Annotated in this window: 1 pseudogene; it reads right to left on the bottom strand. The window is 71.1% G+C overall.

Features of this window, described 5'->3' with window-relative positions:
- Positions 1–284 (bottom strand): annotated as a pseudogene (locus tag OO54_RS41085) (MBL fold metallo-hydrolase); the annotation flags it as partial.

The raw sequence follows: 284 nt of genomic DNA, 5'->3' as shown, positions 1-284 counted from the left end.
TCCTGGTCGTGGTGGCGATCGCCGTAGGTGGACTCCATGAGCAGCGTGTCGGCGCCCGAGAACGGTTCCGGCGGCGGCAGCAGCGGGTGCCCTGGGCGGCCCAGGTCCCCGGAGGTGGCCAGGGTGTGGCCGTCCTCCAGCGTGAGGTGGGCCCATGCCGAGCCGAGGATGTGTCCGCCGTGGTGGAGCGTCAGCCGCGTGCCGGCCATGATCTCGACCTCCTCACCGACCGGGACGGGGTCGAGGAAGGCCAGGGTCTTCTCGACGTCGGAGTCGTCGTAGAG

Source organism: Streptomyces wedmorensis, assembly GCF_000716445.1.
Lineage (GTDB): Bacteria > Actinomycetota > Actinomycetes > Streptomycetales > Streptomycetaceae > Streptomyces > Streptomyces wedmorensis.
The sequence above is the reverse complement of the archived record's forward strand: the minus strand, read 5'-3'. Positions and strand labels throughout refer to the sequence as shown.